Below are 26,028 nucleotides of genomic sequence, written 5' to 3'. Positions count from 1 at the left end.
AGATAGCCGCAGGCCAGGGGCTCGGGTTTGTTCCGGGTGCCTGGCCTGCGGCGTATCGACTACTTGTCCGGGCAGTCGGCTTCGGTCCAGGTCGCGGTCAAGTCGCGGCTGACGACGGTGAGGGATCCGCCGATGAAGCCGATCTCGTGGCTGCAGCCGTGTTCGCCGGGCAGGATCTCGTCCAGCGTGACCGGGCCGAAGCCGGTCCAGTCAGCCGGGTCGGGCGTGAGAGTGCTGAGACCGGCGTAGCGGATGCTCAGGTCTTCTTCGTGTTTCCAGCAGTTGTGGCGGAAGCCGAGCCGCAGCCAGTCCTCGCCGTCCGCGGTTCCGCGCTGCAGCGTCTCGAGGACGAGGTCCTTGACGCACCGCTGGGCGGAGAAGTCGTAGTGACCCGGGTCGGCGGCGAACGCTCGTGCGCCGGGCGGGAGCTCGGCTGAGAGCGCGGGCAGCAGGCCGAGATACGCGCGAGGGTCAAGGTAGTTGCCTGTCCCGGTCGCTTCCACTCTGACGTGTTTCATCGCCGCACCAGCTTATTCGCTGGCTCAAGCCTCCGTCCCCGTGGGAGCGTCGGCCCATGAAGATCAACTACTCTTGGCGCGCCGACCTCACCGACGCCCAGCTCGTCACCCTCACCGAAGCCCACGGCGGCCACGCGGAGCCAGGCTGGTGGGACCGCGCAAAGCGCCACAGTCTCGGCTGGGTAAGCGCACACGACGGCGACCAGCTGGTCGGCTTCGCGAACCTGGCATGGGACGGCGCGGACCACGCGTTCCTCCTCGATCCGAAGGTCCACGCGGACTGGCAGCACCGCGGCATCGGCACCGAACTCGTCCGGCGCGCGCGGGACGCTGCGAGGGACGCGGGCTGCGAGTGGCTGCACGTGGACTTCGAACCGCATCTCCGCCCGTTCTACTTCGGCGCCTGCGGGTTCACGTCGACCGACGCGGGGTTGATCCGGCTCACCGCGAGCTGATCCGGCACCGCCGGTGCGGGAGCGATTACCGTGGGGGCCGTGACCACGGCTGCGTTCTTCTCCTCGTTCGAAGCGGGCGATCCGCAGCCGGTCGCGGGGGCGCGGGTGGACAGCGGGCCGCGCCGGTCGCCGACTGCGAAGACCGGCGTCGGGTTCACCGGGGCGAAAGCCTTGCGCTACCAGGCCGGACCGATCGTGACGCTGTTCGAGGTGGACATTCCGGTCACTGGCCACAGTGCACTGTCGTATGTGGTCTTCCCGGAGTCCGCCGGCTCGAGCGACCGCAGCACCTACGTCACGCTTGACCTCGAGTTCGACGACGGCACCCCCGCCGGGTTCTCCCCCGAGCCGAAGAACCTCTACGTCGACCAGTGGAATCTCGTGCGTCGTCCGCTGAAAGCGTTCGCGGGACGACGGGTGCGGCGCATCCTGCTGGCGACGGACGCGACGGGCTGGCTCGACGACGTCCGGATCGCCGAGCACCCGCCGCAAAGCAAAGACCCCGTCGACTGGGTCCGCACGACGCGCGGCACGCATTCCAGCGGCGAGTTCTCGCGCGGCAACACCTTCCCGGCCACCGCGGTCCCGCACGGGTTCAACTTCTGGACCCCGGTCACCGACGCCCGCGCGCTGAACTGGTTCTACTCCTACCACCGGCACAACGACGACCGGAACGAGCCGCGGCTGCAGGCGTTCGGGCTCAGTCATCAGCCGAGTCCGTGGATGGGCGACCGGCACACCTTCCACCTGATGCCCGGCACCGGGCCGGTCGAGCCGGATCGCGTGCGGCGTTCGCTGGCGTTCAGCCACGGCGACGAGACCGACCGGCCGCACCATTACCGAGTCCGGTTCCGCAATGGCATCGCCGCCGAGGTCGCGCCGTCCGAGCACGCGGCGATGTTCCGCTTCGCTTTTCCCGACGGCCGCGGCTGGGTGCTGTTCGACAACGCCCGCAACCGCGGCGGTCTCCGGATCGACGCCGAGCGCGGGATCGTCACCGGGCACACGTGGGTGCGGAGCGGGCTGTCGACCGGCGCGCGGCGGATGTTCGTGTACGCCGAGGCTGATCAACGCCCGGTCGGAGGCGGGCGGATCCGGCGGCCGCTCTGGCGGACGGTGACGGGAAGCCTGGAGTTCGCCGTGCCGGAGGTGACGCTGCGGATCGCGACGTCGCTGATCAGCCTCGCGCAGGCGAAACGCAACCTGACGCTGGAAATCCCGCCGGGCACGACGTTCGACCAGGTGCGAAACAACGCCCGGGAACGCTGGCAGGAGGTGCTGGGGAGGGTCGAGTTGGAAGGCGCGTCCGAGGATGAGCTGACCACCTTCTACTCCTGCCTCTACCGCATGTTCCTGTATCCGAACGTCGCGCACGAGAACACCCCGCGCGGCATCCGGCACGCGAGCCCGGTCGTGCGGAGTTTCCGGCCGAGCACGCGGCGGCGCACCGGCGCGAAGGTCGTGGACGGCGAGCTGTACGTCAACAACGGCTTCTGGGACACCTACCGCACCGTGTGGCCCGCGTACGCGCTGCTCGCGCCGCGCCAGTGCGGCCGGATGATCGACGGTTTCGTGCAGCAGTACCGCGAAGGCGGCTGGATCGCCCGGTGGTCCTCCCCCGGCTACGCCGACCTGATGACCGGCACCAGCTCCGACGTGGCGTTCGCCGACGCGTATCTGAAGGGCGTCACGAACTTCGACGTCGAAGCCGCGTACGACGCCGCGCTCAAGAACGCCACTGTCACCCCGCCGCGCGCAGGCGTCGGACGCAAGGGGCTCGACCGCTCCGCGTTCCTCCGCTACACGCCGACCTCGACGCGCGGCGGCCTGTCCTGGGCGCTCGAAGGCTGCCTCAACGACTTCGGCCTCGCCAACCTGTCCGACGCGCTCGCCCGGGAAAGCAGCGGCGCGCGTGCCCGCCGGTTCGCTGACAACGCCGTCTACTTCCGCCAGCGCGCGCAGCACTACGCCAACCACTTCGACGCGCGGATCGGCTTCTTCCAAGGCCGCACCCTCGACGGCGGCTGGCGGCACCCGGCCGAGGGATTCGATCCCACGGTGTGGGGCCCGGATTACGTCGAGACCAACGCCTGGAACACCGCGTTCTCCGTGCCGCACGACGGTCCGGGCCTCGCCGCGCTGCACGGCGGCCCGGCAGGCCTCGAGTCGAAACTGGACGAGTTCTTCCGGACGCCCGAGACCGGCCAGGGCGGCCGGATCCACGAGATGACCGAGGCGCGGGACGTGCGGATGGGCCAGTACGGGCATTCCAACCAGCCCTCGCACCACATCCCGTTCGTCTACGCCTTCGCCGGAGCGCAGGCGAAACTGCAGCGCACCGTCCGCGAGGTGCTGCGCCGGCTGTATCTCGGGAGCGAACTCGGCCAGGGCTATCCCGGGGACGAGGACAACGGCGAAATGTCGGCCTGGTATGTCTTCACCGCCCTCGGTCTCTACCCGCTGGCCGTCGGCAGCCCGCGGTACGCGGTGTGCGCGCCGCTGTTCCGCTCCGCCACCGTGCACCTCGAGAACGGAAAGGACCTGGTGATCCGAGCACCCCGCGCCGCGAGCGCCGACAGCGGAGCCGACACGCCGTACGTGCACGGCCTGACTGTCGACGGCGAACCGCACCCTTCGGCCACCCTCGCGCACGCGGTCCTCGCGCGCGGCGCGGTGCTGGAGTTCGACGTCCGTGCCGAGCCCGGCGACTGGGGCGCCGAACCGGTCACCCCGGTCGCGCCCGCGCCGCTCAGCGATCTCACCGGCACCGGGATCGCCGCTTTGACCGACAACACCAGCCGCACCCAGGCCGTCTTCCGCACGCCAAGACCGACGATCACCTTCACCACGGAAGGCGAGCCGCGCGAAGTCGTCCTCTACACGCTCACCTCCGGCGCCAGCGCTGGCGATCCGCAGGACTGGGTCCTCGAAGGCTCCGACGACGGGCAGCAGTGGCGGACCCTGGACGAACGCTCCGGCGAGGTGTTCCGCTGGCGGTGCCAGACCCGGCCGTTCGTGCTCGCGAATCCCGCCGCGTGCCGGCACTACCGGCTGCGCGTGCGCGCCTCGACCCGGCGGCGCGTCGCCCTCGCCCAGTGGGAGCTGCTGGCCCGATGATCACCGACGTGCGCAACGCCTTCCTCGACCGGCTGGCGGCGGCCGACCCCGGTCTCGTCCGGCTGCGGCTTGCCGCGTCGGCGGTGCTCGGGATCGTGATCGCGGTCCTCGCGATGCTGCCGCTGCACTTCCCGCTCACCACCACGCTCGTCGCGGCCATCGCGGCGATGATGAGCGCGTTCACCGTCAACGATGCCACCAGCGGCGGCCAGGCCGTCACGCTGCTGCTGGCGCTCGTGGTCGGGGCCGCGTCGATCACCGCCGCCTGTTTCGGCTCCGCTTACGCGCCGCTCGACAGCGTCGTGTTCGTGCTGCTGATCTTCGTCGCGGTGTACGTGCAGCGGTTCGGCGCGCGCGGCATCGCGCTCGGGTCGATGGCGTTCTTCCTGTTCTTCTTCCCGATGTTCCTGCAGGCGCACCTCGCGCAGGTGCCGCACCTGCTGCTCGCGCTCGCGATCGGCGTCGCGGCGAACGCGGTCGTTCGGTTCCTTCTGTTGCGCCGCAACGCCGAAAGCGAGCTGATCCGCTACCGGCAGGCGTTCCGGGCGCGGCTCGGTGCGGCGGTGCGCGCGACCGAGGCGTACATCTCCTCCGGCGGTTCGGACCGCAGCAACCGGCAGATCCGCACGTCGGTGGAGCGGCTGCACGAGGTGGTCCTGCTGATCGAGGACCACGCTCCGGACGTGGTCGACGACCGGCGTGCCGACCAGCTGCGCCGCCGGGTCATCGAGGTCGAGCTGGCCGTGCAGTGGCTGGTGATCACCGTGCGGCGGACGTGCTCGCAGCCGTTGCCCGACGGCGTCGCCGAGGATCTCGTGGCCCGGCTGTCCCGGTTCCGGTCGCTGATGGAACGCGATCCGCGCGACCTGCCGCTGATCAGCGAGACCGGCGAGTACAGCCGGATGCTGGTGGAAGGCAGCCGGATCGACGAACGCGCACACCCCGGCGACGGAGTCCGCCGCGCGATCGCCGAACTGGCCGTCGCGGACGACCGGGCGCAGCGCATCGCCAGCCTGCAATCCACAGTGGACTTCCCGGCCGAAGAGGACGAGGAAGACGAACCGACCAAGGCGTTCGCCTACGACAACCAGACGCGCGGCGCGATCCAGGCCGTGCTCGGCGGCGGGCTCGCCGTGCTGGCCGGGCAGCTGATCTCGCCGCAACGCTGGTACTGGGCGGTGCTGACGGTGTTCGTCGTCTTCATCGGCACGTCCAGCGCGGGCGCGCGGTTCGTGAAAGGCATGCGCCGCACCGGCGGGACGCTGCTGGGCATCGTGGGCGGCGTCGCGCTGGCGCTGCTGGTCAGCGGCAACACCCCGGCGATCCTCGCGCTGCTGCTGGTCTGCGTCTTCGGCATGGTCTACACGGCGCGGGTTTCGCAGTTCCTGATGGCGTTCTTCGTGACGAGCATGCTGGGCCTGCTCTACAGCCTGCTCGGCACGTTCAGCATCGAGGTGCTGTGGATCCGGGTCGCCGAAACCGCGGTCGGCGCGGCGTGCGGCCTGCTCGCCGCGGTGGTGGTGCTGCCGGTCCGCACGCGCGCGGTGATGCTGGACGACATCGCGATCGCGCTCGACGAACTGCACGAGTTCGTCGAATCAGCCGCGACCCTGCTCTCCGGCCGCGAGAACGTGAACATCATCGAGATGTCCCGCGACCTCGACCGCGCGGTCGAGCAGGTGCGGCTGACGATCGAACCGCTCACCCACCCGATCAACCTGCGCAGCGCCCGCCGCGACTACGGCTGGCACGTGCTGACCACGTTGGAGGGCATCGCCTTCCGCGCCCGGCACGTCGCCGCCCGCGCGCAACCCGGCCAGCTCGCCGGACCGGTTTCGGAGCGGCTGGACCAGTTCGCCGGCCGGATCATCGCGAACGTCGACCTCGTGCACGAAGCGGTCAGCAACCCGGGCAGCACGCGGCCGCGCAAGCTGGTCCGCGACGACGGGACCCCGGTCGCCGACCGGATCGACGAGGCCGAAACCCGCGCGGTCCTGTCCAGCATGAGCCACCTCGACGAGGGACTCATCGCGCTCGGCCGCGTGCTGGGCGTCGGCGCGCAGGACCCGCCGCGGCACAGCTGACCTACGCGGAGGCGGCGTCGAGGATCCGCAGTTCTTCGTCGCTCAGCTCTACGTCCTGCATCGCGACCAGCGCCGGAACCTGCTCGACCGTCCGCGCGGACGCGATCGGCGCGGCCACCGTCGGCTGCTGCGCGAGCCAGGCCAGCGCGACCGTCGGCATCTCCGCGCTGCGCGCCTTCGCGACCTCCTCCAGCGCCGCCAGCACCTTCACGCCGTGCTCAGTGTCCGCGTAACCGCCGGCGAGACCGGGCAGATTGCGGATGTTGTCGACCTGCTGTCCGGGCCGGTACTTGCCGGTCAGGAACCCGGACGCCAGGCCGAAATACGGGACGCAGGCCAGCCCGTGCCGCTCCACGATCCCCCGCCGCTCGCTCTCGTACTCCCGCGCGACAAGGTTGTACTTCGGCTGCAGCGCGACGTACTTCGCCAGCCCCTCGCGGTCGGAAAACTCCAGCGACGCGGCCAGCCGTTCCGGGCTGATGTTCGACGTCCCGATCGCGCGGACCTTGCCTTCCTTCACCAGCTCGTCGAGCGCGGTGACGATGTCCTCGACCGGGACGGATTCGTCGTCGAAGTGCGTGTAGTACAGGTCGATCCGCTCGATCCCCAGCCGCCGCAACGACTCCTCGGCCGCGGCCTTGATGTTCGCCGGAGCGAGCCCCTTGAACCGCGGGCTGTCCCCGACCTTGGTCGCGATCACCAGGCCGTCCCGGTTGCCGCGCGCGGCGAGCCACTTGCCGATGATCGTCTCGGACTGCCCGGCTTCGTTGCCCGGGAACTGGTACATGTACGAATCCGCCGTGTCGAGGAAGTTCCCGCCCGCCTCGGCGTAGGCGTCCAGCACCGCGAACGACGCCGTTTCGTCTGCGGTCCAGCCGAACACGTTCCCGCCGAGGCACAGCGGGGAGACGGCGAGATCGGATGAGCCCAGAGTGCGAAGTGCGACCATGATCGCATTCAAGCACTACCGGCCCGGGGAATGCCCGTGCCGACGGAAGATTCTGCCCGCCCGTACCTGACCCGGCCGCCGGGCTGGCAAGATCTTCCTTCTCGGACAGCTTTCTGGGGAGGCAGCTGATGCGAAGACCGGCGGTCGGCGACCCGCTTTGGCTCGGCCAGTACCGGGTGCTCGCGGAACTGGCCCGGGACGAGACGACCCGGGTGCTGCTCGGCAGCGGACCGGACGACCGCCTCGTAGCGCTCACGCTCGGGCACTCCACCGAAGCCGCGGCGTTGAGCGCGGTGCTCGAGGCCGCGCCGGACGCGTCGATGCCTTGGTGGGCGCAAGAGTTCGTGCCCGGTCCCTCGCTGCAGGACGTCCACGACCCGCTGCCCGAACCGGCGGTGCTCCGGCTGGCCGCCGGAATCGCCGCGGATCTGGCTCAGCTCCACAGTGCCGGTCTGGCCCACGGGAGCCTGAATCCGTCGCACGTCCGGCTCACCAGCACTGGCGCAAGGCTCATCGCCCGCGCGACCGGCGACGACCCCGCCGACGACCTGTTCGCCCTCGGCACGCTTCTCGCCGCGCAATCCGCGCTTCCCGAGACGCTCCGCCCGTGCCTCGCGGAAAACCCGGCCGACCGGCCCACCGCCGCCGAACTCCTCGAAGCGATCGGACCGTCGGCTGAGCCGTGGCCGCCTGCCGTCGAGAAGCTCATCGCCGAGCGGACCGCCGAACTCGCCCAGTTCCTCGACGGCCAGCCGCTACCGCAGCACGACTCGGTGATCTACCAGCTCTCGGACACCCCTCCGCCGCCACGACGCCCGGCACCGCGCCGGGGAATCCTGATCGGCGCGCTCGCCCTGGTGATCGCCGGAATCGCGGCTTGGCTCGCGTGGCCGAGTCCGCCGGTACCCGACGCGCTTCCGCCCGCACCGCAGCCGCCGCTCGTCGAATCCGGATTCCTCACCGCACGAGGACATCCGCAATCTCTCCAGTTCGACCACGACGGCCGGATGCTCGCCACGATGAACGCCGACTTCACCATCGACGTCCTGGACGTCGCGACGCGCAAACCGGTCGGCCAGCGCATCGGCCCGTTCCCCAACGTCATCCTGGCCGGGATGACGTTCCGCCCCGACGGCAGCGCCCTGGTGGTCTCGCGGGTCAAATTCAAGCAGCTCACGACTCAAGCCTGGGACCCGCGAACCGGCCGGACGATCGGCGAGCCCCTGGTGTTCGACGACATCGACATCGACGGCAGCTGGCCGACTCTCAGCCCCGACGGCAGCCTCCTGGTGGTGCCGATGGCCTCCCCGCGCCGGCTCGAACTGTGGCGGATCGCCGACCGCACCCGCATCGGCAGCATCGCGACACCGGCCACCTTCCACGGTGCGCAGTTCAGCCCCGACGGACGCTTGCTCGCCGTGGTCCAGTGGGACGGCCACGACGCCCACACCAGCCAGCTCGGCCTGTGGGACCCGGCTTCGCTCAAGCCGATCGGCGACCCGATCTCGTGGGCCGACTACGAGCAGATCAGCTTCCTCGCCTTCACCCCGGACAGCCGGACGCTGATCACCACCACCGGCGGCGATCCCGGCAAGCCCGCGAAAGTGCAGCAGTGGGACACCGCGACGCGAAAGGAACTCCGGCTCGGCTTCCTCCTGCCGCCCACCCGATTCGACGCGCAAACCAACGGCGTCCGGTACACCATGGTCTTGCCCGGGCTGGACGACCAGCACCTTCTCGCGATCGCGGCGGGCACCCTCGCCGTCCTCGGTCTCGACGGGAAACAGCAGGGCGCGGGCCTGCCCGGAATCGCCTCGCTCATCGTGAGCCCAGACCGGACGACTGTCGCCACCACCTCCGACTCGACGGCGGACACCACCGTCCACCTGTGGCGCAAACCCTGACCCGCACCATCCGGTCGGCGACCTCACGACCGGCGACAGACCGCCGGTCGTGAGGGGTCCCTTCACGGACCGCTTTCTCCGCGGCTCGATGGCAAACCCCCAGCGGCGCTTGCCATCGAGCCACTCTGCACGGGCATCGCGCCCAGCGACACGGCCGCGGTGTACCCCGTGACCCTGCTGGCACGCCCAATCCCGCGTCGCCATCCCCAGTTCAGTCGCGATCCCCGGTTCAGCGGGCAAACGCAGGCGGAGCACCCATCGGGCTGAGGTGCATCCCCGCGATCCGCCACCCGTCCCCGCCGCGGACGAGCACGTGCGTCGCCCGGAACGTGCCGTCGACGCGGTTCCCCTGATGGGTCGCTTCCTGGTCGTGCACGCCGATCGCGATCGCGGTGTCGCCGTGCACGCGCACCTCGACGTCGCGCCAATCCAGCCGCAGCGTCGCCAGCGCGCCGGAGCGGTAGCGGTCCAGCCACTGCTCCCGGTCGAGCACGAAGCCGAGCGGCCCGACGAGGCGGAATTCGTCGGCGACCATGCCGCCCAGCGTGTCGGTGTCGCCCGCTACCTCGGCGGCCGCCCAGCGTTTGCCCAGTTCAGCGATCTCCGCAGTGTCCATGATGCCCTCCAGCGCCGGTCGATGAGACACCACAAACGTTAGACATCTAATCGTTCGTCGTCAAACGGTTAGAGTTCGACGAACCTGCGGTACCGTCTCCCCGTGCCCCGACCCGACACGCCGCCGCTCGGCGTCCTCCTCGCCCGCACCGCCAAGACCGCGGGCCAGGCGTTCGACCGCGCGCTCGCCGAGGTCGGCGGATCGCAGCCGGTGTGGCAGATCCTCATCGCGCTCAAAACCCGCCGCCACGCGAGCCAGCGCGAACTCGCCGACGCCGTCGGCATCCAGGGCGCCACGCTCACCCATCACCTCAACGGCATGGAGACCGCGGGCCTGCTCACCCGCGCCCGCGACCCGGAAAACCGGCGCGTGCACCAGGTCGAGCTCACCGAATACGGCGAACGAACCTTCCACCGCCTCGCCGACGCCGCGATCGCGCACGACAAACGGATGCGCCGCGGATTCACCGACGACGAGATCGCGACACTGGCCGCATTGCTGGGCAGGCTCACCGAAAACGTGACGCAGACGGACCCGTGAGCGTCCGAGGAAGCGCTCACGGGTCCGAGTTCCGCGGTTACGGGGTGGTCGGGCACTGCTTCCAGGCGAAGTGGTAAACCGTCTGGACGCTGCCGTCCGTCGAGTCCATCGTCAGGAAGCTCGTCGTCTTCGCCGGATCCGAAGAACCGGCATACGTCCGCAATTCCGTGTTGATGTTCAGATTGCGCTCCTGGCCGCACGGCTCATAGATAATCGCGTCGATGTCCGTGGAATCCGAGAACTGCCAGTCATTGTCGTAGAACCCGTCGAGCCGATGCGTCTCGTACGCCGTCGGCGAGTTTCCCTGGAAATAGTAGTTCGCGCGTTCCACGCCGTACGCACCCTTTTCGAGGTGCCCGAATCCGCGGTAGTCCGCCGAGGCGATTCCGTACGTGAAGCCCTGCGGCACGTGCACGCGCAGGCCGATCTGGCAGTTCTTGCGGAAGTCCGTCGGCTGCGCGCCGACGCCGACCTGGGCGGTGTATTGGCTGTAGGTGACGGTGAAAGCCGTGTTGTCCGCCGAAACCGATACCGCGGCCGTGTCCGGCGGGCAGCCGGTCCCGTTCACGGTCGCGACGTCGATGATAATTTTGTCCGGCGGAGGATTCTGCGGCCAGGAATGCGGGGTAATAGTCGAGGAGAGGGCCAAAAGCGCAGCGGCCATTGTGGCAAGCATGGGTTCCTTCCCATTACTTCCGAGGGGTGGGGGGTTTCGACAGGGTAGCGCGAGAACTACTCTCCGAGTCCCACTGAATGGAGCAACGTAACTCCTTAGCTGCGCACAGCAACGTGTTAACAAACCGTTGACAAAAGCTATTATGGACAATTGACGAATCAACAAAAATGATTCAAAAATACACGACCCAGAACCACCCGGCCCGGCTGGTCCGGACAACTCCGGCGGAAATCGGCCCGAAAACCGGGGCAATCAGGACAGTTCGCGCGCCGCGGCGGCCGACGCGCCGGCCCGGGCTTCTCACCCGATCCGGCGGAATCTCCCGGCGCCGCCGCCCGTCGCGGCCGCGGCCGCCCCATCCGACGGCGCCGGACCCGCCTCCCCCGCACCGGCCCGCAACGAGATCGTGATCTCGAGTTACGCCCTTCGGCGCGCGACTTAAGGCGGATCGCGCCGGCCCCGAACGTGATCCTGGCTACCGTGACTGGACGCACCCGGACGACGCCCGCCGGTAGGGCTAGCATCCTCGGTACTAGCCAAAGTCGTCTCAAGCTGGAGAAGCGCAATGACCCAAGCCCCTGTCAACGTCACCGTCACCGGTGCGGCCGGCCAGATCGGCTACGCGCTGCTGTTCCGCATCGCGTCCGGTCAGCTGCTCGGCGCCGACACCCCGGTGAAGCTTCGGCTCCTGGAGATCCCCCAGGCGGTCAAGGCGGCTGAGGGCACCGCGATGGAACTGGACGACGGCGCGTTCCCGCTGCTGGCCGGCATCGACATCTTCGACGACCCGAAGCAGGCCTTCTCCGGCACGAACATCGGCCTCCTGGTCGGGGCCCGCCCGCGCAGCAAGGGCATGGAGCGCGGCGACCTGCTCGAGGCCAACGGCGGCATCTTCAAGCCCCAGGGCGAGGCGATCAACGCCGGCGCGGCCGACGACATCCGCGTGCTGGTGGTCGGCAACCCGGCCAACACCAACGCGCTGATCGCCCAGTCGCACGCCCCCGACGTGCCCGCCGAGCGCTTCACCGCGATGACCCGCCTCGACCACAACCGCGCGCTGGCCCAGCTGGCCAAGAAGCTGAACGTGGCCGTGACCGACCTCAAGAAGGTCGCGATCTGGGGCAACCACTCCGCCACCCAGTACCCGTCGGTGCAGCACGCCGAGGTCAACGGCAAGAACGTCGCCGAGACCATCAACGACCAGGCGTGGCTCGCCGACACCTTCATCCCGACCGTCGCCAAGCGCGGCGCCGCGATCATCGAGGCCCGCGGCCTGTCCTCGGCCGCGTCCGCCGCGTCGGCCGCCATCGACCACGTCTACACCTGGGTCAACGGCACCGCCGAGGGCGACTGGACCTCGGCCGGCGTCGTCTCCGACGGCTCCTACGGCGTCCCGGAGGGCCTCATCTCCTCCTTCCCGGTCACCGCGAAGGACGGCAAGTACGAGATCGTGCAGGGCCTGGAGATCGACGAGTTCTCTCGCCCGCGCATCGACGCCTCCGTGGCCGAACTGGCCGAGGAGCGCGACGCGGTCCGCAAGCTGGGCCTGATCTGACGTTCGTTTTCCGCGATGGCCGCCCCGGGTTCGGGGCGGCCATCGTTCGTTCTCGACGTCTTGGCTGTGTTTGAAGCAGTGAGTCGGCCGGGATGCCTCGCGATGACGATGTCTCTTCCCATCGCCTGCCGTATAGGTCGTTATACAGTTGAGAGTAGTTCGGTCAGGCGGCGGGCGACGTCGAAGTCGGGAACCGTGTGCGTGCCGTCCCGAAGGTCCGCCGCGAGCTGTTCGTAGACCCGGCCGACATTCGCCGCCTGGATCGGCAATGCGCTGGCTTCGTTCACCGGAACCACCGTCCATTCCGGACTCTCTGGGCGCGACGAGCGCAGCTCCAGCCGACCGATCTGCAGCTGGGCCGCCCACGGATCGGCCTCCGGCGCGGAAGTCAGCGCGAGTTTCCCTTCGGTGCCCACGATTTCGATCCGCGTCCGCGGCAACGCCACTTCCCCGTCGTGCAGATGGACTGACACCACTGCCCCACTGTCTAGCTCGGCGTGGGCCAGGAAGTGATCCGGGGCCGTGACGTCGATCGGCTCCCCCGTCTCGGCGATGCGATGCGAACGGTTCCGGATCGCAGTCCGGGCCGTCAGCTCGCGGATCGGCCCGAGCAGGTACTGCACCAGATCGAGCGTGTGCCCGCCGAGGACTTCCACCAGCCCAGCCCCAGCGCGACGGTCGTAGGTGTAAGCAGTCCAACCAGGGACGTCGCGGGTGTTTCCCTTGGTGCGCGAGCTGTACACGGTCGCGGACTGCACCGTGCCGATCTCGGCGATCATCGCCCGGGCTCGGCGAACGGTCGGCGAGAACCGCGCCTGCAGCCCGACAGCCGTGTGCACGCCGGCCCGCTCCCCCGCGACAGCCAGTGCGGCGGCTTCCTCTGCGGTCGTCGTGAGCGGCCATTCGCAGTACACATGCTTGCCTGCCTCCAGCGCCGCCGTCACCAGCTCCACATGCGCGGGCACTTTCACCGTGACGACAACCAGGTGAACGTCCGGATGCTTGGCAAGACTTCGGGCGTCAGTAAAGGCATGTCGAGCACCGAAGCGGATGCGTGCCTCCTCCGCGCTGCTGGCGCGCGTAGTCGCGACCGCAGCGAGAGAGAAGTCGGGCGACGCGGCGATCGCGGGTACGTGTGCCCGCCCGGCCCAGCCCCGGTCCGGGTTCGCGCCGAGGATTCCGACGCCGATCGGCTTGGTCAAGTCCCTGCCTCCAGTAAGCGGGTCACGATGTTCCGGTTCTGTCAAGCTACCAGAAGCGGAACAGTCTGACCCGCTTGGTTTAGACTGCGGGAATGCCGGACTCCGCCGTCGCAGCACTGCTCGCCCAAGGCCAACCGCGTGCCGACGCGCAGCGCAACGTCGAGCGGCTGGTCGCGGCGACCCGCGAAGCGCTCGACGAACTGGGGCTCGCGGTCACCACTCGTGATATCGCGCAGCGCGCGGGCGTCGGCCTCGGCACGCTGTACCGGCGTGTGCCGTCGCTGGACGCACTCCTCGCCGCGATCCTCACCGACACCATCGACGAGATGACCGACCGCGCCGCCCACTCGATCGACTCCCCCGACCCGTGGCAGGGATTCGCCGAGTTCGCCGAAACCTACGTCCAGCTACGCGCATCCAGCTGCGGCCTGCACGACGCACTCTCCGGCCGCGGCGAGCGGCTTGACCTGGGACCACGCATCACCCGGCTGCAGCGTGCAATGCGTCAACTCGTCCAGCGCGCACAAAAGGCCGGCGTGCTCCGAGCCGACCTCGACTGGCGGGACATCCCCTTCGCCCTCGCCACCGCGATCCCGCCCGGCCGCACGATCGGCCTCGTCCCGAGCGGCGACCAGTGGCGGCGAAACCTGCGCATCATCCTCGACGGCCTGCGCCCGGCACGATCGCTTGCTCCAGAAGACCCTGCAGCACCCGCTGCTCCTTCGGACTGAGCCCGGCCAGCGGCGAATCCCGCGTCAGCAGTTCGAGCAGCCGCTCCCGCAACGCCGTGCCGTCCCCGGTCAGGACGAGATGCTTGGCGCGCCGGTCGGTCGGGTGCGCACGCCGTTCGATCAGCCCCTGTTTCTCCAGCTTGTCGACGACGAACGTCGCGTTCGACGGCTCGCAGCTCATCCGCTCGGCCAGCTCGCGCATGGTCATCGGGCCGGTCAGCTCCCGCAACGCGGTCGCCTGCGCGGCGGTCAGCCCCAACGCCACCGCGCGCTCGCGGACGTGGTCGGCGATCTGCTGCGCCAGCCCGTTCACCAGACCGCACAGCTCCCGTTCGGCGATCGCCTGAGGTTCCGTCATGAGCCCATCCTAGCAACTTCATCAAGTCAGCATATTTAAAGCTTGAATGTTTCTAGCTTGATGCTTATGGTCGGGACAGACCGAGGGAAGGGAACGAAACCGTGCTCGACGAACGACTGCGCCGGCCCGCGCTGCTCGAGACCGTGCACCTGGGCGAGACGAAGGTGTCCTTCGTGCCGGACGGTGCTGTGCAAGGGAATCCGCGGCTGTGGCTGCCCGACAGCACTGCCGAGACCTGGGCCGCGCGCCCGGAGTATCTGGACGACGACGGCTATCTCGTCGCCAGCATCGGCGGTCTCCTGGTGGAACGCGACGGCCGGGCGCTGCTGATCGACGCCGGGTTCGGACCGCAGTCGGCGCCCGCTGAGCCGGGCGCGCCGAACGGCCTGCTGTACGGCGGCGGGCTGCTCGACAGTCTGGCCGCGCTCGGGCGAAAGCCGGAAGACGTCGAGGCGGTGGCGTTCACGCATTTGCACTCCGACCACATCGGCTGGGCGGTGCAACAAGCGTTCCCTCAGGCCGAATATCTGGTCACGGAACCGGAATGGACGCAGCGCGAGGCGTCCGGCGAGATCGACGCGATGACAGAGCGGGTCCGCACGATCAAGGACGGGCAGGAAGTGTTTCCCGGCGTCCGGATTCGCTTCGCGGCCGGGCACACGCCGGGACACGCCGAGTACGTCATCACCGCGGGCGGCCAACGGCTGATCGCGTTCGGCGACGCGGTCCATTCCCCGGTGCAGATCGAAAATCCCGACTGGTCCTGCGTGTACGACCACGATCCGGTCGAGGCCGCCAGCCACCGCCGGAAGCTCGTCGCCGAACTCGCCGAACCCGGCACGATCGGCTACGGCAACCATTTCGCCGACGTCGTGTTCGGCCGCGTTCGCGACGGCCGCTGGCAGCCGCTCGACCGCTAGGGTCGGGCGCATGGCCCGGCTGATCCACCTCAACGGCCCGTCCGGCATCGGGAAATCCACCGTCGCGCGGCGCTACGCCGATCTTCACCCGGGAGTGCTCGCCCTCGAAGCCGACCAGGTGGTGACGATGATCGGCGGCTGGCGGACCGCGTTCTGGGACACCCTGCCCGCCGCGCGACGGCTCGCGCTCGCCATGGCGGAAACCCATCTGCGGGCCGGGCACGACGTGGTCATGCCGCAGCTGGTGACCCGGGTCGAGCAGGCCGAACGGTTCGAGGAGGCAGCCCGCACGGCAGGCAGCGAGTACATCGAGATCATGCTCACCGCGCCCCGGCCGCAGGCGAAGGCCCGGTTCGCCGCGCGGGGCGACCACGCGGCCACCGACGCGATGGCCGAATTGGGCGGACCGGTCGTGCTCGACCGGATCCACGACCACGTCGCGGAGTACCTCCCGCTCCGTCCACAGTGCACAGTGCTCGACACCGAGCATCTCGACCCGGACGAAACGTGCGCGAGAGTCTCGGCGATTGTTGCCCGCCGAGCAGCGGCGGAGGCACCGAGTGCACGGAACGGGGACCAAACGGGAAAGCCGCCGCCCGGCCCGGCCTGAGCGCGGTATATGTCGAGGAGTGCCAGGACACAGAGCCGACGCGGTCCGGCCGCCGCTCGCCGGGCGGACCGCGCGCACCCTCGCCGCGGGCCGGGTGCGCTCACGGACCGGATTCGCGGTCGCTGGTGCGGAAATCGTGGCTCGCAAGACTGAATCCCGCACAATTCCGTTGCGGCAGGCTGGAACCGCGAGGCCACTCTCCTTCGCCGACGCGGATCCTGGAGTCCCCGGCCCGTCGACGGCATTCCCCGGCCCGATCCCGCGAACGCCTTTCCGGAAGAGACCCCCATGCCCGAACCCGCTGCCCGCACGGATTTCCCCACGCCGCCCTGGCTGCTCAGCGCGACCGACAGCGTCGCCCTGCGCGCCCTCGCCGGGGGCATCCTCGACAGCACGGCGTCCGATCTCGACCTCTCCTACACGCTCGCGACCCGGACTCCGCTGGCTCTCCGCGTCCTGGTCCCAGCCGGGGACCGAGCCGCCCTCGAAGCCGTGGCGAGCGGCGAGACGACCGGCGAACCCGTCGTGCGGCGCCCTCGGCTGACCTTCGTCTCCCGCAGCACCGAACTCCCGGCGGGCAGGGAAACCGAGTTTGCCCGACGGTCTCCGCTCTTCGCGGAAACGTTCGACGCGATGTTCGGCGATTACCAGGACCGCCACTTCGCTTTCCAGGGCGCGCTGTGCTGTCTGCTGGAATCCTGGGGCCTCTACCCCGAGGCGGTCGCCCGCGTGACCAAGCGGCCCTGGGACGACACCAGCCTCGTCCTTGACCTCACCCCGGCCTCCGTCCGCGATCTCCTCGCCGAGGTCGCCCGGCTGCACACCGCGGGCATCCCGGTCGCCTGGAACGCGGTCTTCGCCGGGACCGGTGCCCGCCAGGTCGACCTGCCCGCCGAGGCCATGCTCTACCGCCCGGAGTGGGTCCCCGTCCCGGCCAAGCCCGGCGCGGCCCAGATCCTCGAAATCCCCGTCAGCGACGACCTCCACTCCCTCACCGCCCACACCCTCGACGCTCTGCAGCACCGTGAAGGCCGGCTCGTCGTCACGGCCAATGCCACCAGCCCCGCAAGTGCCGCGGCCTTGGGCATTGCGGCTGCCGCCGAATACCCCGGCAAGGTCACCGTCGTAGACCTCGACACGCCTATGCCCGCCGACGAGGTCCTCGCGCTCGTCGGCGGCAACACCGAGCCACAGCTCGCCCTCCGCGACGGAGTTCCGCACGCCCTCCGGATCCGTCCGGCCGCAGTCCGGACGGCCCGGCCCATCGATCCGTCCGGCACCGTCCTCATCACCGGCGGCACCGGCAGAATCGGGGCACTCCTGGCCGAGCACCTCGTCGCCGAACACGGCGTCCGGCACCTCGTGCTAGCAAGCCGAAGCGGCCCCGCCGCACCCAACGCCGAACATCTTCAGAACCTCGACGCGGACGTGCGCATCGCCGCCATCGACGTCGCCGACCCTTGCCAGGCCGAAAGCCTCATCGCCTCCTGCAACCCGCCGCTGACCGCCGTCATCCACTGCGCGGCCGTCTTCGCTGACGATTCCCTCGCCGAGCGTCTCGACCCGGTCCTGCGCGCCAAAGCCGACTCCGCCTGGATCCTCCACGAAGCCACGCAACACCTGCCGCTGTCGGCATTCGTGCTCTTCTCCTCCGTCGCAGGCATCCTCGGCGAGGCCGGACATGCGAATTACGCCGCCGCCAACCGATTCCTCGACACCCTCGCCGCGCACCGGCACGCGAAAAACCTGCCCGCCGTGTCGATCGCGTGGGGCCGCTGGGATCCTGCCGTCTTCGACGCCGCACTCGGCAGCTCGGAACCGGTCGTGATCGGCCCCGGCACCGTCCCGCCGCACCCTGAACGGCGTTGTCCGGCCGAAGGAACCTTCCCGAGACTGCTGACGAATACCCCGGCCGGAAGATGACATCCGTCATCGGGCCAGTCCCCGGTGCGCCGCAATACTCACTCCTATGAACAAGATCCGGACCGCCGCCGCGGCCGCCGCCCTCGTCGCGGGATTCTCCGTGCTCGCCCCGGCCCCCGCCGACGCCACGACCTCGCCGCTGACCTTCGGCATCTACCCGGGCGGTTACGCGGGCGGCGGTTCCACCACCGGCAAACCGGATAATCCGGCGAAGATCCAGAAAGCGTTGGCGCAGCTGCAATCCGGACGCCAGCCGTTCCTGCTCCGCGACTACCTCGGCTGCGGAAGCGCCTTCCCCGACGACGAAATGCAGTACCTCGCCCCGGGCCGCCGGCTCGACGTCGTGCTCAGCTACTCCGGCGAAAGCATGCCGGAATGGCAAACCTGCGTGGAGAACACAGTGCACCGCTACGGCCCGGTCGCCGACACGATCTCGGTGACCCTCGAACAGAACGTGGTGCCCAAGCCGAACGGCGACACCGCGTTGGTGCAAGGCGTGATCGCGGGCAAGAAGACCGCCGACCGCGACGGCTTCCACCGGCTGCAGATCGGCTTCGACGAGGTCGCCTACACCAAGCCGTTCACCCAGTTCTGGCAGCACCTCGCCCAGCTCGGCGGCGAAGAGTTCAGCCGATCGGTCGGCTTCGTCGGCGTCGACCTCTACCCGGACTCCGGCCTGCCCGGCATCCCGCCGCAGTCCGACCTCGCCGGTTTCGTCCACCAGACCCTGCACAACGTCCGCACCCAGGAGATGCCGATCGCCGGCCTCGGCGCCGACGTGCCGATCCGCGTGTCGGAGAACGGCTGGGCGACGCACACCGCCGAGCGCACGCCCGCCGACCAGGCCCGCGCGCTCACCACCGAAATCCTGGCGGTCAACCAGGACCGCGGCACGGAAAACGTGGCCAGCTACGAGATGTTCGACCTGCGCGACGATGTCACCGGCTCCCCCAGCGCGTTCGACAACTTCGGCCTCATGACCGACGACTACGCCCCGAAGCCGATGTACTGGCTGTACCGCGGCCTGATCTCCGCCCTCGGCCGTCATTGAGTTTTTCTGTTGGGAAGGCGAGTCGGGCGCTAGGCGAAGTTTTTCGCCTAGCGCCCGACTGTATAGGTCGTTATACAGTAATCAGCTGACCGAGATGTCGTCGGCGTAGATCGGGGCTTGGCCGTACCAGCCGTGGACGTACACCGTCACCGCGCCGGAGGATCCGGTCGTGAACGGGACGGTCAGCTTGGTCCAGCTGGAGTTCGCCGTCCACGAGCTGGCTGTCGCTCCCCCGCTGACCCCGGCGTAGGCGTATCCGCCCTGCACCCACGCCGTCAGCGTGTACGCGTGGTTCGGCGCGAGCGTCAGCTTCTGCGCCGCTTCCCCGGTCGTCGACGCCGTCGGCGACACCTGCAGTGCGTGGCTGCCGGAGTGCACCGGCGAGGACACGATCGTGCCTCCGGTCCACGGGCTCAGCGCACCGGTCTCGAAGTTGCCGTTGACGACGCTGCCGGTCGGGCTGGTTCCGTTGACCGTCAACGTGTACGTGGCGGTGTGGCTGCCGCCGCCCGCCACCGAGCCGGTGATGGTCAGCGGGTAGACGCCCGGCTGAGTCGCCGCCGTCGTGGTGATCGACAGGTTCGCGCTCTCCCCCGCCTTGACGGTCGTCGGGCTGACCGAGGCAGTCACGCCGCCCGGTGCGCCGCTCACCGCGAGCGAAACCTGCTGCGCCGTACCGGAAGTCACCGCGGTGGTCACCTTCCCGGTCGCCGAACCGCCCGGGTCGACCGAAGCCGAGGCGGGGCTGGCCGAGACCGAGAAGTCGTTGCCCGGCACCGGAGTTCCGCCGGTGAACGGGGAGAACGTGTGGCTGAAGTACCACTTGTCCTGCGGGATCCCGGAACAGGTGTCCTGCGCCCCGGTGCCCGGGCAGGTGCCGTTGTCCCGCTGCAGCGCCCAGAAGGACAGCATGTTGATGCCCTTGGACACGGCCCAGTTGTAGACGGTGACCGCGTCGGCCGTGGTGAACGTTTCGGCCGCGCCGAAGTCGTCGATGCCCGGCATCTCGGTGATGCCGACCATCCCCCACAGCTGGTCCTGCGACTTGTCCGGGTACAGCGAGGCCAGCTGCGACACCAGTCCGGCGGCGGCGGTCTGGGTGTCCTGGGCCATGTTGTGCGTGGCGTTGTCGTAGTAGTCGAAGGTCATCAGGTTGACCACGTCGACCTTGGCTCCGTTGGAAACCGCGTTCTGCAGGACGCCCAGTGCGCTGGTGAGACCGCTCGTGGTGGTCGGCAGCGTGTAGGAGATCTGCAGCTGGCGGCCGTTGGCCGCGGCCCAGTCCTGCACCTTCTTGATCGCCTTGTTCCGGCGGTCGATGCCGGCCGAGTTGGTCAGCGAGTTGTCCTCGATGTCCATGTCGAGGCGCGGCACGTCGTAGGTGGTGATCAGCGATTCGTACGCGGCCGCGATCTGGTCGACGTTCGTGCAGCTGTCGGCGATTTCGGTGGCGTTGTGGTCCGCGGTGTAGCCGCCGAACGACGGGATCACGTCCCCGCCGCGCGAGCGGATGGTGCGGAAGTCCGCGCCGAACGACGAATCCGCGACCGGCAGGCTCGCGTCGCCGTTCCAGAGGACGGTGCACGAACCCGAGGAGGCGGTCTGCAGGAAGGCCATCGTCAGGTGCTTGACGCCGGCTTCCTGCGCCATCGCGGCGGGGCTCTGGCCGTTCCAGGATTCGAAGTAGGGCGCGAACACGTGGTTCGGCAGCGGCGTCGCGGCGTGCGCCGGGGCCGCGGTGGCGACCAGCACGCCGAGCGGAGCCGCGGCGGCGGCCAGGACAGCGGACAATCGTGACAAGTGACTTCTTCGTCGCATGCGGGCTCCAGTGCCGAAAAAGGGGCCGTGCGGCGGCGGCGCACGGCCGGAACCTTCTCAGAATTGGACTGGACCAGTCACCCGTCAAGGTCTAGACCACTAATGCGGCCGAACGGCCGGGTCGGATCGTCGGGCGCCACCGGGGCCTGGTGGTCCGGCGCGGACCACCAGGCCGCAGTGGATCAGCCGACCTGTTCCCGTGCCGGAGCAGGCGCGCCGAGCGAAAGCGTCGTCGACCGCGTGGTCAGCGAAATCAAGGCCGCGGCCAGCGTCGACACCGCCAGGAAGCCGAACGCCGCGGCGAACCCGAACCGGTCCGCGAGCCAGCCCATCACCAGCGGCGCGAGCACGCCGGCGAGCTGGCCGCCGGTGTTGACCAGGCCCATCCCCGCGCCGACCAGGTCGCGCGGCAGCACGCGCAACGGCAGGCCGACGATGCCGATCGAAGCGAGGCCGCTGATGAACATCGCGACGGTCTGCAGCACGGTGAACCCGGTCGCCGAATCCGACAGCAGCATCGCGACGAGCACTCCGGCCGCGGCGACGAGCGCGGGCACCACGAGCCAGCGCGGCCGGTGGTCGAAGTACCGGCTCATCAGCCAGCCGCCCAGCAGCACCGCCGCCGCGCTGACCAGTTGCGGGATCGCCGCCGAGATTCCGGCCGCGACCAGCGACAGGCCCTTCGTCTCGACCAGGTAGGACGGAACCCAGGTGATCATCCCGTAGGCGAGCATGTTGAAGCAGGCGAACATCGCCGCGCAGCGGATCACCAGCCGGTTCCGCAGCACCTGCGACACCGGCACCTTCACCGGGGCGACGCGCGCCTCGGGTTCGGTCAGCTCCCGCGGCAGCGGAGCCGGGAGCAACCGCCACAGCAACAACCCGACGACCAGCCCGGCCACCGCGACGATCCAGAACGTATGCCGCCATCCTGCGGCGACCACGAGCGGCGCGACCAGCAGCGGCCCGAGCCCGGCGCCGACCGAGTTGGACGCCAGCAGCAGCCCCGCGCCGCGGCTGCGGCCTTCCTGTGTCGTCCGTTCAGCGAGCGCCTTGAACGCCGCACCGGGGAACAACGCCTGCGCGAACCCGAACGCCGCGCGCAGCACGAGCAGCACGACCAATCCGGGCGCGAACCCGGTGGCGGCGGTGAACACCGACCACGCCACCAGGGAAATCACCAGCAACGGACGCGCGCCTGCTCGGTCCGCGAGCAGCCCGCCGGGCATCTGCCCGACCAGGTAGGCGATCGCGAACGCGGACACGACCAGCCCCTGCGTGGTCTTGGAAAGCCCGAACTCGGCGCCGATCAGCGGCAGCGCGACCGCGATCATGACGCGGTCGATGTAGTCGATGATGAAGACGCCGACCAGCAGCGCCAACGTGGTCCGTTCGGTCCGCCGCACGACCGGGGCGGAACTGCCAATGCTCACCGTCGGATCCTCCTTGATTCGGCGACGCCGCATTGTGTGGTCATGCACCCCCTCCCCGGCTTCGTCGGATCCGCCGAATCCCGGGTCCGGGTGTCAGCGGATCCGACGAAGAGCCGGTTTCGCGAAGGCACGGGCGGCCGGAACCGGCCGTTCAACGGCGGAACTCGGCGTCGTTCCCTACGCTGGCGAAGCTGACGACCGCGAGCGCGCAGGGACGGTGGGGATGGCGGAGGGGCGACCGGACGCGATGATCGGCGGCCGTTACCGGCTGATCAGCGAACTCGGGTCCGGCGGTTTCGGGCGGGTGTGGCGGGCTTACGACGAAACCCTCGCCGTGGAAGTCGCGATCAAGGAGATGCGGCTGCCGCCGTCGTCCAGCGACGCCGAACAGGCCGACCGGCTCAAGCGGGCCGAGCGGGAGGCCAGGCACGCGGCCCGGCTGCGCGACCATCCGAACATCGTGGCCGTGCACGACGTCGTGGTCGAAGACGGCGTCCCGTGGATCGTGATGCGCCTGGTCGACGGCCAGACCTTGGCCGCCCGCCTCGCCGACGGCCCGCTCTCCCCCGCACAGGCGGCACCGATCGCGGCGGCACTGGTGGACGCGCTCGCCGCCGCGCACGACGCGGACATCGCGCACCGGGACGTCAAACCCGGGAACGTCCTGCTGACCGGGACCGGCCACGTGCTGCTGACCGATTTCGGGATCGCCACCCACGACGCCGACACCCAGCTGACCTCCACCGGCATGTTCATCGGCTCGGTCGAATACACCGCCCCGGAACGGCTCGAAGGCCACGGCCGCGGCGCGGTCAGCGACCTGTTCTCGCTCGGGGCCACCCTCTATCACGCCGTCGAGGGCGTCTCCCCGTTCGCGCGCGACACCGCCAAGGCGACGATGGCCGCGATTCTCTTCCGCGAGCCCCCGCCGCCCCGGCGCGCGGGTGTGCTGACCGAACTCATCGTCCGGTTGCTGGCGAAAGATCCGGCCGCCCGTCCGTCCTTCGCCGAGGCACGGGAACTGGCCGTCGCGGCGAACTCGCCGCGACGCGAAACCCGGGTCGAGACCGTTCAGCAGCCGGTCGATCCGGGACCTGTGCCGCCGCGCCAGCAAGCGGACCGGCCGCGAATCATTGCCGGGACGATCGCGACCGCATTCGGCGTGGCGATGGCCGTCGTGGTCACGATGATCACCCTGAGCGGCGCGACGCATGCCGACACCCGGGCAGACGCGCTCTTTCCCCCGGCGTTGATCGCCGGGGGAATCTCGTTCCTCGTGGGAGTCGGCCCGCGCACCTGGCCGATCCGGCACTCCAAGCCGATCGCCTTCGGCGCGAGCATGGCCACGTTCGCGGTGCTGCTCGCGCTCTGGCTGCCGAACATCGCCGTCGGCTGAGGTTTTCGAGCCGAAACGCCAACGGCGGGGCAGGTCGCCCCAGCCCCGCCGTATAGGTTGTTATACACCCAGCTTACGCGCCGGCAAGACCCCGGCGCTTCAGCAGCGGCTCGATTTCCGGCGCGCGGCCGCGGAAGGTCGCGAACGCCTCCATCGGGTCGACGCTGCCGCCGAGGCCCAGCAGGGTCGACCGGAAATGGTCGCCGTTTTCCCGCTTCAGGCCGCCGTTTTCGGTGAACCACTCGACGGTGTCCGCGTCGAGCACCTCGCTCCAGATGTAGGAGTAGTACCCGGCGCTGTAGCCGCCGGAGAAGACGTGGTTGAAGTACGTCGTCCGGTAGCGCGGCGGAACGCTTTCCAGTGCCACGCCAGCCTTTTCCAGCGCTTCGGCCTCGAACCGCTGCACGTCCTCCACCCGGTCGTCCGGGCCGAGGCGGTGCCACGCGAGGTCGAGCAGCGCGGCGGCGAGGTACTCGGTCGTGCGGAAGCCCTCGCCGTACTGCTGCGCGGCCTCCAGCAGCTCGACCTGCCCGGCGGGCAGCGGCTCCCCCGTCTCGTGGTGCTTGGCGTAGTTGGCCAGGATTTCCGGCCACAGCATCCACATCTCGTTGACCTGCGACGGGTACTCGACGAAGTCGCGCGGCACGTTGGTGCCGGTGAAGGTCGGGAACTCGACGCCGGACAGCAGCGAGTGCAGCGCGTGCCCGAACTCGTGGAACGCGGTGCGCACCTCGTCGAGCGAGAGCAGCGTCGGCTCCCCCTCGCGCGGCTTGGTCACGTTCAGCACGTTGACCACGACCGTGCGCCGCCCGAGCAGCCGCGACTGGTCCACGAAGTTGTTCATCCACGCGCCGCCGCGTTTGGAGTCGCGCGTGTAGTAGTCCATCAGGAACAGGCCGAGCCCGCTGCCGTCGGCGTCGAAGACCTCGAAGATCCGCACCTGCGGGTGGTACTTCGGCAGGTCGTTCCGCTCGGTGAAAGTCAAGCCGTACAACCGGTTCGCGGCCACGAACACGCCGTCGTGCAGCACCCGGTCCAGCTCGAAGTACGGCCGCAGCGCCGCGGTGTCCAGCTGGAACCGCTCGCGCTCCACCTTCGACGCGTAGAACGCCCAGTCCCACGGCTGCAGCGTCGCGCCGGGCACGTCGGCTTCCAGCAGCTTCTGCAGCTCCGCGGCCTCGGTGCGCGCGTTCGCGACCGCCACCGGCGCGAGCCGCTCCAGCAGCCCGCCGGCGGCCTCGACGGTCTTGGCTGTCTCGTCCGCAATCACGTACGCCGCGTGGTTCGGGTAGCCCAGCAGCGCGGCCCGCTCGGCCCGCAGCCGCGTGATCTCCTCGACGATCGCGTTGTTGTCATAGTCGTTTCCGCGGTTGCCGCGCGACACCGAAGCGGTGAAAACGCGCTCGCGCACCGAGCGGTTCTCCAGCGATGCCACGGCTGCCTGCGCGGTGGGCAGCGTCAGGGTCAGCACGTACTTGCCCTCGAGACCGCGCTCGGCCGCTGTCTGCGCCGCCGCCGCGATCGCGCTTTCGCCCAGACCGGCCAGCTCCGCGGCGTTGTCGAGCACGACGGCGAGTTCGTTGGTGTCCCGCAACAGGTTCTGCGAAAAACGGGTCTGCAGCGTCGAAAGCTGCTCGTTCAGCGCGCGCAGCTTCGCCTGGTCCGCCTCGGGAAGCCCGGCTCCGGCCCGGCTGAAGTCGGTGTAGCGACGCTCCAGCAGGCGCAGCGCTTCCGTGCTCAGGCCCAGCTCCGCGCGCTTCTGGTACAGCGCATCGATGCGGGCGAACAGGCGCGGGTTCAGGTGGATCGCGTCCGCGTGCGCGGCCAGCTTCGGCGCGAGCTCGGCCTGGATCTCCTGGACCTCGTCGGTCGCGTTCGAGCCCGAGATGTTGAAGAACGTGCCGGACACCCGCGTCAGCAGCGCCCCGGCCCGCTCCAGCGCCGCGATGGTGTTCTCGAAGGTCGGCTCGGCCGGGTCGTCGGCGATCCGCTCCACGTCGGCGGCGTGCTCGGCGAGACCGGCCTCGAAGGCGGGCCGGTAGTGCTCGTCGGCGATCCGGTCGAACGGCGGCAGCTCGTACGGCAGGTCGCTGGGGACGGCGAACGGGTTGTCCGGGGAAATCATTCGGGTTTGCGCTCCTGGTTCTCCACAGGGTTCTCCACGTGGTTCCG

21 protein-coding genes are annotated in these 26,028 nt (G+C 69.6%); 12 read left to right on the top strand and 9 right to left on the bottom strand.

What is annotated here, in order from left to right:
• Positions 1-59: 59 nt before the first annotated feature.
• Entirely contained in the window at positions 60-518 is a 459-nt protein-coding gene (locus AB5I40_RS03475; RefSeq protein WP_370936961.1) for a hypothetical protein, read from the bottom strand.
• Positions 519-574: 56 nt separating this feature from the next.
• Here AB5I40_RS03475 and AB5I40_RS03470 point away from each other — a divergent pair, with 56 nt between their 5' ends.
• Genes AB5I40_RS03470 through AB5I40_RS03460 form a run of 3 tightly spaced genes read left to right on the top strand, consistent with a single transcriptional unit; the run spans position 575 to position 6,174 of the window.
• Positions 575-973: a GNAT family N-acetyltransferase gene (locus tag AB5I40_RS03470; protein WP_370936960.1), complete on the top strand. Its 399-nt coding sequence runs from the start codon at positions 575-577 to the stop codon at positions 971-973.
• A 39-nt stretch (positions 974-1,012) separates the two neighbouring features.
• Positions 1,013-4,090 carry a GH92 family glycosyl hydrolase gene (locus AB5I40_RS03465; protein ID WP_370936959.1) on the top strand — a complete coding sequence of 1,026 codons (3,078 nt, stop codon included), beginning with the start codon at positions 1,013-1,015 and terminating at the stop codon, positions 4,088-4,090.
• A complete protein-coding gene (locus AB5I40_RS03460; RefSeq protein WP_370936958.1) occupies positions 4,087-6,174 on the top strand; it encodes an FUSC family protein in 2,088 nt (695 codons plus the stop codon). The genes AB5I40_RS03465 and AB5I40_RS03460 overlap by 4 nt, the downstream gene beginning before the upstream one ends.
• 1 nt (position 6,175) lies before the next feature.
• On the opposite strand, the gene AB5I40_RS03455 is transcribed toward AB5I40_RS03460, so the two are convergent.
• Positions 6,176-7,123 (bottom strand): aldo/keto reductase, encoded by a 948-nt coding sequence (locus AB5I40_RS03455; protein ID WP_370936957.1) that lies wholly within the window; start codon positions 7,121-7,123, stop codon positions 6,176-6,178.
• 128 nt (positions 7,124-7,251) lie between these two features.
• Between AB5I40_RS03455 and AB5I40_RS03450 the strand changes: the two genes are divergently transcribed.
• Positions 7,252-9,027, top strand: a complete 1,776-nt coding sequence (locus tag AB5I40_RS03450; RefSeq protein WP_370936956.1) for a hypothetical protein — start codon at positions 7,252-7,254, stop codon at positions 9,025-9,027.
• Between the two features lie 229 nt (positions 9,028-9,256).
• Here AB5I40_RS03450 and AB5I40_RS03445 read toward each other — a convergent pair whose 3' ends face one another.
• A complete protein-coding gene (locus AB5I40_RS03445; protein WP_370936955.1) occupies positions 9,257-9,643 on the bottom strand; it encodes a nuclear transport factor 2 family protein in 387 nt (128 codons plus the stop codon).
• Between the two features lie 102 nt (positions 9,644-9,745).
• Here AB5I40_RS03445 and AB5I40_RS03440 point away from each other — a divergent pair, with 102 nt between their 5' ends.
• Entirely contained in the window at positions 9,746-10,183 is a 438-nt protein-coding gene (locus AB5I40_RS03440) for a MarR family winged helix-turn-helix transcriptional regulator (RefSeq protein WP_370936954.1), read from the top strand.
• A 37-nt stretch (positions 10,184-10,220) separates the two neighbouring features.
• Here AB5I40_RS03440 and AB5I40_RS03435 read toward each other — a convergent pair whose 3' ends face one another.
• Complete coding sequence (locus AB5I40_RS03435) at positions 10,221-10,859, bottom strand: DUF4360 domain-containing protein (protein WP_370936953.1); 639 nt, start codon at positions 10,857-10,859, stop codon at positions 10,221-10,223.
• 565 nt (positions 10,860-11,424) lie between these two features.
• On the opposite strand from AB5I40_RS03435, the gene AB5I40_RS03430 reads away from it, so the two are divergent.
• Positions 11,425-12,414, top strand: a complete 990-nt coding sequence (locus AB5I40_RS03430; protein WP_370936952.1) for a malate dehydrogenase — start codon at positions 11,425-11,427, stop codon at positions 12,412-12,414.
• A gap of 140 nt (positions 12,415-12,554) precedes the next feature.
• Here the strand turns inward: AB5I40_RS03430 and AB5I40_RS03425 are convergent, their stop codons facing one another.
• Positions 12,555-13,616 carry a Gfo/Idh/MocA family protein gene (locus AB5I40_RS03425; protein WP_370936951.1) on the bottom strand — a complete coding sequence of 354 codons (1,062 nt, stop codon included), beginning with the start codon at positions 13,614-13,616 and terminating at the stop codon, positions 12,555-12,557.
• A 92-nt stretch (positions 13,617-13,708) separates the two neighbouring features.
• Between AB5I40_RS03425 and AB5I40_RS03420 the strand changes: the two genes are divergently transcribed.
• Positions 13,709-14,347 carry a TetR/AcrR family transcriptional regulator gene (locus AB5I40_RS03420; RefSeq protein WP_370936950.1) on the top strand — a complete coding sequence of 213 codons (639 nt, stop codon included), beginning with the start codon at positions 13,709-13,711 and terminating at the stop codon, positions 14,345-14,347.
• Here the strand turns inward: AB5I40_RS03420 and AB5I40_RS03415 are convergent.
• Positions 14,271-14,705 (bottom strand): MarR family winged helix-turn-helix transcriptional regulator, encoded by a 435-nt coding sequence (locus AB5I40_RS03415; RefSeq protein ID WP_370936949.1) that lies wholly within the window; start codon positions 14,703-14,705, stop codon positions 14,271-14,273. The two genes, AB5I40_RS03420 and AB5I40_RS03415, sit on opposite strands and share 77 nt — an antisense overlap.
• A gap of 101 nt (positions 14,706-14,806) precedes the next feature.
• Between AB5I40_RS03415 and AB5I40_RS03410 the strand changes: the two genes are divergently transcribed.
• The 4 genes from AB5I40_RS03410 (at position 14,807) to AB5I40_RS03395 (ending at position 19,209) form a co-directional block, all read left to right on the top strand.
• Positions 14,807-15,625, top strand: coding sequence for an MBL fold metallo-hydrolase (locus AB5I40_RS03410; RefSeq protein ID WP_370936948.1), 819 nt, complete (start codon positions 14,807-14,809; stop codon positions 15,623-15,625).
• A gap of 10 nt (positions 15,626-15,635) precedes the next feature.
• A complete protein-coding gene (locus AB5I40_RS03405) occupies positions 15,636-16,235 on the top strand; it encodes an AAA family ATPase (RefSeq protein WP_370936947.1) in 600 nt (199 codons plus the stop codon).
• A 288-nt stretch (positions 16,236-16,523) separates the two neighbouring features.
• Complete coding sequence (locus AB5I40_RS03400; RefSeq protein ID WP_370936946.1) at positions 16,524-18,158, top strand: SDR family NAD(P)-dependent oxidoreductase; 1,635 nt, start codon at positions 16,524-16,526, stop codon at positions 18,156-18,158.
• A 46-nt stretch (positions 18,159-18,204) separates the two neighbouring features.
• On the top strand, positions 18,205-19,209 hold the full coding sequence (locus AB5I40_RS03395) for a hypothetical protein (RefSeq protein WP_370936945.1): 1,005 nt from the start codon (positions 18,205-18,207) through the stop codon (positions 19,207-19,209).
• Positions 19,210-19,290: 81 nt separating this feature from the next.
• Here AB5I40_RS03395 and AB5I40_RS03390 read toward each other — a convergent pair whose 3' ends face one another.
• Both AB5I40_RS03390 and AB5I40_RS03385 read right to left on the bottom strand, forming a co-directional pair.
• On the bottom strand, positions 19,291-21,009 hold the full coding sequence (locus AB5I40_RS03390; RefSeq protein WP_370936944.1) for a glycosyl hydrolase family 18 protein: 1,719 nt from the start codon (positions 21,007-21,009) through the stop codon (positions 19,291-19,293).
• Between the two features lie 200 nt (positions 21,010-21,209).
• Positions 21,210-22,460: an MFS transporter gene (locus AB5I40_RS03385; protein ID WP_370936943.1), complete on the bottom strand. Its 1,251-nt coding sequence runs from the start codon at positions 22,458-22,460 to the stop codon at positions 21,210-21,212.
• Between the two features lie 223 nt (positions 22,461-22,683).
• On the opposite strand from AB5I40_RS03385, the gene AB5I40_RS03380 reads away from it, so the two are divergent.
• Positions 22,684-23,856, top strand: a complete 1,173-nt coding sequence (locus tag AB5I40_RS03380) for a serine/threonine-protein kinase (protein WP_370936942.1) — start codon at positions 22,684-22,686, stop codon at positions 23,854-23,856.
• A 73-nt stretch (positions 23,857-23,929) separates the two neighbouring features.
• On the opposite strand, the gene AB5I40_RS03375 is transcribed toward AB5I40_RS03380, so the two are convergent.
• The gene (locus AB5I40_RS03375; RefSeq protein WP_370936941.1) at positions 23,930-25,981 is read right to left on the bottom strand and encodes a M3 family metallopeptidase; all 2,052 of its coding nucleotides are present in this window, start codon (positions 25,979-25,981) and stop codon (positions 23,930-23,932) included.
• Positions 25,982-26,028 lie beyond the last annotated feature (47 nt).

The organism is Amycolatopsis sp. cg13, assembly GCF_041346965.1.
Classification (GTDB): Bacteria; Actinomycetota; Actinomycetes; order Mycobacteriales; family Pseudonocardiaceae; genus Amycolatopsis.
The sequence above is the reverse complement of the archived record's forward strand: the minus strand, read 5'-3'. Positions and strand labels throughout refer to the sequence as shown.

Bases quoted from the DNA above. Each gene is read 5' to 3' on its own strand.
- AB5I40_RS03445 (WP_370936955.1), bottom strand. From the start codon at position 9,643: ATGGACACTGCGGAGATCGCTGAACTGGGCAAACGCTGGGCGGCCGCC.
- AB5I40_RS03400 (WP_370936946.1), top strand. From the start codon at position 16,524: ATGCCCGAACCCGCTGCCCGCACGGATTTCCCCACGCCGCCCTGGCTG.
- AB5I40_RS03420 (WP_370936950.1), top strand. From the start codon at position 13,709: ATGCCGGACTCCGCCGTCGCAGCACTGCTCGCCCAAGGCCAACCGCGT.
- AB5I40_RS03455 (WP_370936957.1), bottom strand. From the start codon at position 7,123: ATGGTCGCACTTCGCACTCTGGGCTCATCCGATCTCGCCGTCTCCCCG.
- AB5I40_RS03405 (WP_370936947.1), top strand. From the start codon at position 15,636: ATGGCCCGGCTGATCCACCTCAACGGCCCGTCCGGCATCGGGAAATCC.
- AB5I40_RS03475 (WP_370936961.1), bottom strand. From the start codon at position 518: ATGAAACACGTCAGAGTGGAAGCGACCGGGACAGGCAACTACCTTGAC.
- AB5I40_RS03375 (WP_370936941.1), bottom strand. From the start codon at position 25,981: ATGATTTCCCCGGACAACCCGTTCGCCGTCCCCAGCGACCTGCCGTAC.
- AB5I40_RS03460 (WP_370936958.1), top strand. From the start codon at position 4,087: ATGATCACCGACGTGCGCAACGCCTTCCTCGACCGGCTGGCGGCGGCC.
- AB5I40_RS03395 (WP_370936945.1), top strand. From the start codon at position 18,205: ATGAACAAGATCCGGACCGCCGCCGCGGCCGCCGCCCTCGTCGCGGGA.
- AB5I40_RS03380 (WP_370936942.1), top strand. From the start codon at position 22,684: ATGGCGGAGGGGCGACCGGACGCGATGATCGGCGGCCGTTACCGGCTG.
- AB5I40_RS03435 (WP_370936953.1), bottom strand. From the start codon at position 10,859: ATGCTTGCCACAATGGCCGCTGCGCTTTTGGCCCTCTCCTCGACTATT.
- AB5I40_RS03430 (WP_370936952.1), top strand. From the start codon at position 11,425: ATGACCCAAGCCCCTGTCAACGTCACCGTCACCGGTGCGGCCGGCCAG.
- AB5I40_RS03470 (WP_370936960.1), top strand. From the start codon at position 575: ATGAAGATCAACTACTCTTGGCGCGCCGACCTCACCGACGCCCAGCTC.
- AB5I40_RS03415 (WP_370936949.1), bottom strand. From the start codon at position 14,705: ATGACGGAACCTCAGGCGATCGCCGAACGGGAGCTGTGCGGTCTGGTG.
- AB5I40_RS03450 (WP_370936956.1), top strand. From the start codon at position 7,252: ATGCGAAGACCGGCGGTCGGCGACCCGCTTTGGCTCGGCCAGTACCGG.